This window comes from Thermofilaceae archaeon, assembly GCA_038731975.1.
In the GTDB taxonomy this organism is placed as follows: Archaea; Thermoproteota; Thermoprotei; order Thermofilales; family Thermofilaceae; genus JANXEW01.
Window position 1 is genome coordinate 1 of record JAVYQJ010000053.1, and the last position, 4,633, is coordinate 4,633.

Consider the following 4,633-nt stretch of genomic DNA (forward strand, 5'->3'; position numbering starts at 1 on the left):
AGCTTCTGGGAGAGGGTAGAGGAGCGAGTCTCGCAGCTGCTGAAGGACGACCGGAAGGTTTCGCACGGCGGGCTTTCAAAGCTGCTCGAGGAAGGAAGGAGCGAGAGGTAGCCTATATCGATACGAGCGTGATCGTAGCCTTCATCGACGAGAATGATGCCAACCACGGGAAAGCCGTCGAAATGCTCAATCAGCTGGAGGGCTACTGGAAGGTCACCAGCGAGCTGGTTCTCGTTGAGCTGGCCTCCGTCTTCTCACAGGCTGGTTTTAGCGAACCAGTGGAGCTCGCGTTCTACTCTGTAAGGAGAAGCGGAGCTCAGCGTGCCTCGATTGACTTCAGCAGGGTGATCCGCACGGCGCTCTTGTACTCCAGAGAACTCAAGCTGAGAACGCTGGATCTGCTCCACGTGGCATCCTGCCGTACAATCGGTGCAACTGTGTTCGCAACACTCGACCGTGAACTCGCGCGCAGGAAGAACGCTATAGCAAACCTCCTGGGAATCGAGGTCCTCCACCAGCTCTCTGGATAGTGGACGCTGCGAGAGAGCCGGTGCATCACTGTTCCCTTATCAATGAATGTTTAGATAAAAAGTTTGCGTCGCATGATTAAAATTCGAATTACATTGAATGGGCCGTTAAAGACCGTGCATGTTTATAAGCTAGAAGTGAGCTAAGCTGTGGAATCCCGAAGGGGTGCGTGCCCGAATGGAGAAGCTGCTGGAGATTAGCGGTTTGAAGACCTACTTTTACACAGACCGTGGTGTCGTGAAGGCGGTTGACGGCGCTCACCTTGACCTCTTGAAGGGTGAGGTTGTAGGAGTGGCGGGCGAAAGCGGGTGCGGAAAGAGCACGCTGGGGCACTCGATCATCAGGCTCGTCCCTCCCCCCGGCAGGATCGTCGGAGGGAAGATCCTGTACAAAGGTTTGGATCTGCTCAGTCTGAGCGAGGAGGAGTTCAGGAAGATCAGGTGGAGGGAGATCTCGATGATCTTTCAGGCCGCGATGAACGTTCTAAACCCGGTCTACACCGTAGGCGAGCAGATCGCTGAGGTCTTCATGGTTCACAACGGCTTGAGCAAGAAGGAGGCGCTGGAGAAGGCTCGGGAGCTGCTCTCGCTTGTGGGCGTGGATCCCCGGCGCGCGAACAGCTACCCGCACGAGCTGAGCGGGGGTATGAAGCAGAGAGTCGTTATAGCGATGGCGCTCGCTCTAAACCCGTCAGTGGTCGTTGCCGATGAGCCGACGACGGCGCTCGATGTCATCGTCCAAGCCCAGATCATCAACCTCTTGAAGAGGTTGAGGAGCAAGCTGGGGCTATCGATGATCTTCATCTCCCACGACTTGAGCCTGATAGCGGAAATCGCCGATAGGGTGGCCGTCATGTACGCCGGGCAGATCGTGGAGCTCGGCTCAAGCAGCATGCTCTACCGCGAGCCCAGGCACCCCTACACGAGGGGGCTCTTGGAGAGCATCCCGAGGCTCAGAGGGGATTTGAGGAAGTTGACGTGGATTGAGGGGGCTCCACCCGACCTCGTGAACCCGCCCGAGGGGTGCAGGTTCGCTCCAAGGTGCAGCTACAGGATGAGCATCTGCAGCAAGGAGGAGCCGCCGCTGGCGAGCATCGAGCCGGGCTACTACGTTAAGTGCTGGCTGTACGCGTAGGTGGAGAGTCGTGACGGCGGGCAACGATCTGGTTTACGCGCCTGAGATCAGCGAGAGAGTCAAGCTGGCTGTGAAAGACCTCAGAGTCTACTTCCCTCTTAGGAGGAAGCTTCTCGACGTGCTCCGGGGGGCCCCTCGACCCTTCGTTCGAGCCGTGGACGGTCTGTCGTTCGAAGTATTCGAGGGAGAAGTCTTCTCGCTCGTCGGTGAGAGCGGCTGCGGCAAAACTACGACGGGTAAGACCGTGCTAAGGTTGATCAAGCCGTACTCGGGCTCTATCCTCTACAAGCCGGGGGCTGCTGTGAACCACAACAGGTTGCGCCCCGAAACCGAGTACGGGCACATCGACTTGGCCAAGTACGACGAGAAGGAGTTGAAACCGCTCAGGAGGGATCTGCAGATCTGCTGGCAAGACCCCTTCAGCAGCATCAACCCGCGCAAGACCATCTTCAAGATCCTCGAGGAACCTCTCCTGATCCACAGGATCGGCTCTACCCGGGGCGAAAGGTACGAAATCATCGCGAAGGCGCTGGAGATGGTCAAGCTGGTCCCCCCGGAGGAGTACATGCGCGCCTACCCCCACATGCTCTCCGGCGGGCAGAGGCAACGCGTTGTTATAGCGAGAGCCCTCATCCTCAACCCATCCTTCCTCGTAGCCGACGAGCCCGTCTCCATGCTCGACGCTTCCGTCCGCGCGGAGATCCTCTCCCTGATGCTGGAGCTGAAGGAGAAGTACAACCTCACATACCTGTTCATCACGCACGATTTAGCCGTAGCCCGCTACATCTCGAGCAGAATAGGAGTCATGTACCTAGGCAAGATGGTTGAGATGGGTAACGCGCAGAAAGTGCTGAGCGACCCTCTCCACCCCTACACGCAGGCGCTCATCGAAGCGATCCCGGAGCCAGAGCCCGAGAGGCGGCTCACCGTGAGAGAACTTCCCATCAAGGGCGAAGTCCCGAGCGCCGTAACTCTGCCGGAGGGATGCAGGTTCCACCCGAGGTGCGTGGTTTGCGAAAGCAACCCAGCCCTAGCTGAGAAGTGCAGAACCCGGGAGCCACCTCTAATCAAAGTTGAGGGAGACCGATACGTCGCCTGCTGGCTAGCAGCCCGCGAGTAGACTTCTAGGCGCAAATCTTTTTAATGAGAGGATTTGCAGCCTCCATCGGATAGTGCAAAATTAATTTACTGAATCAATAAAAAGTGCTCGTAGAAATATTTATAAACACTGATTTCTAATAACACTTATAAACAGGCATTTGATAGGCTGGTGCTGAAAACGGCATGTCTGGTGCACGTAAGCCGCTCCTGATAGGGGTGATCGCGGCCGTAGTCATCGTGGCTCTAGCTGCTGCGGCCCTCTTCTTCTTCCAGCAGCCTCAGCAGCCAGCTCCAACCCCTGGTCCGGCTGAGGAGGCTGCTGCTCCCGCTAAACCGCAGGAGATAGAGGTTCTAAGGATCTCCCAGAGAGCCGATCTTTCAACGATTGATGTTCAAGTGGCTACAGATTCCCCCACACTGAACGTCTTCGGGCACGTGTACGAGACGCTGTTCAAACTGCGTTTCACCCCGGACGGAACACCCGTTTTCGAGCCCCACCTCGTAGAGAGCTACGAGTTCGTGAACGAGACGGCCATTAAATTCAAGTTGAGAAGCGGTATTCGGTTCCACGACGGTAAGCCTTTAACGGCGGAGGATGTTGTAGCTACTTTCAGGAGAGGCCCGGTTGTCGGTTCGATACCGAGGACGCTTTTGGGACCGGTTAAGAGCGTGGAGGCGATCGATGACCTGACGTTCGTCATAGTTCTAAAGTACCCATTCGCCCCGATCATCGCCCACCTTGCGCACCCATCCACAGCGATCATCCCTGCTTGGGTTGCTGAGCTGTTTCCCGATAAACCGATAAACAGCACCGCGTACATCATCGGTACGGGCCCCTTCAAGTTCGTTGAGTTCAGAAAGCTAGAAAGGACGGTCTTAGAGAGATTTGAGGACTACTGGGGTCCCCGTCCCACCGTTAAAAGGTTGGAGTGGATTCCCGTTGAGGACGATGATACGAGAGCCGCAAAGCTGGAGGCTGGAGACGTTAACATAATCACGCACGTTCCCCCACACCTTGCCCGCCTGCTACGCGACAGGGGCTTCAAGGTCGTCCAGATGCCGAGCACGAGGATAATTTATGTCGGCATAAGCGTTGACAGGATCACCGATCCTCGCGTCAGGCAGGCGTTGAACTTAGCCGTGGACAAAAACGCGATCGTCAGCAGGATCCTCGAGGGCGCGGGAACTGTCGCCACCGCCCCCATTCCTCCAACGGTGTTCGGCTACTCGCCGCAGACACCTTACGGCTACGACCCCGATAGGGCGAGGAGGCTCCTTGAGGAGGCTGGCTGGGCCGGGCGCGAGCTTGTAATGATCGCCCCCTCAGGAAGGTACTTGAAGGATAGGGAGATCGCTGAGGCCATTCAGATGTACCTGCAGGCTGTCGGTCTAAACGTGAAGCTGACGACGATGGAGTGGGCCGCCTACGTAGCGAAGGTGATGGGTGAGGTGAGGGATTTCGACCTCTTCCTTCTCGGCTGGTCAACCGCTACCCTGGATGCGGACTACGGGCTCTACTCGCTCTTCCACAGCAAGGCCCCGTTCAACCGGATGCGTTATTCGAACCCGAAGGTCGACGAGTTGCTGGAAGCGGCTAGAGCTGAGGCTAACGTTGAGAAGCGTAAGCAGCTGTACGGGCAGGCTCAGGAGCTGATATGGCAGGACGCACCCTGGATCTTCCTGCACGTTGAGGACCTCATAGTGGCTATGGACCCCAACCTCGAGAACGTCGAAGTGCAACCTATCGAGCGCTGGATCCTCACGTACGCTACAAGGCGTTAAGCAGGAGAGGGCTCGGGAAATGCTAAGGTATATAATCAAAAGGTTTTTTACCAGTTTACTCACCTTCTTCGCGATCCTGCTGTTCACG

4 protein-coding genes are annotated in these 4,633 nt (G+C 56.8%); all 4 read left to right on the plus strand.

All coding sequences use genetic code 11. The features are described from left to right. The first annotated feature begins 116 nt into the window (after nt 1-116). Complete coding sequence (locus QXF46_09140) at nt 117-530, plus strand: type II toxin-antitoxin system VapC family toxin (protein MEM0227024.1); 414 nt, start codon at nt 117-119, stop codon at nt 528-530. 175 nt (nt 531-705) lie between these two features. Beyond that, complete coding sequence (locus tag QXF46_09145; protein MEM0227025.1) at nt 706-1,662, plus strand: ABC transporter ATP-binding protein; 957 nt, start codon at nt 706-708, stop codon at nt 1,660-1,662. A gap of 10 nt (nt 1,663-1,672) precedes the next feature. Beyond that, entirely contained in the window at nt 1,673-2,782 is a 1,110-nt protein-coding gene (locus tag QXF46_09150) for an ABC transporter ATP-binding protein (GenBank protein MEM0227026.1), read from the plus strand. A gap of 164 nt (nt 2,783-2,946) precedes the next feature. Further along, nucleotides 2,947-4,545, plus strand: a complete 1,599-nt coding sequence (locus tag QXF46_09155) for an ABC transporter substrate-binding protein (GenBank protein ID MEM0227027.1) — start codon at nt 2,947-2,949, stop codon at nt 4,543-4,545. The last annotated feature ends 88 nt before the right edge of the window (nt 4,546-4,633 follow it).

What these genes read in the sequence shown, in the direction of transcription:
- QXF46_09145 (MEM0227025.1), top strand. Translation starts at nt 706, where the DNA reads ATGGAGAAGCTGCTGGAGATTAGCGGTTTGAAGACCTACTTTTACACA.
- QXF46_09155 (MEM0227027.1), top strand. Translation starts at nt 2,947, where the DNA reads ATGTCTGGTGCACGTAAGCCGCTCCTGATAGGGGTGATCGCGGCCGTA.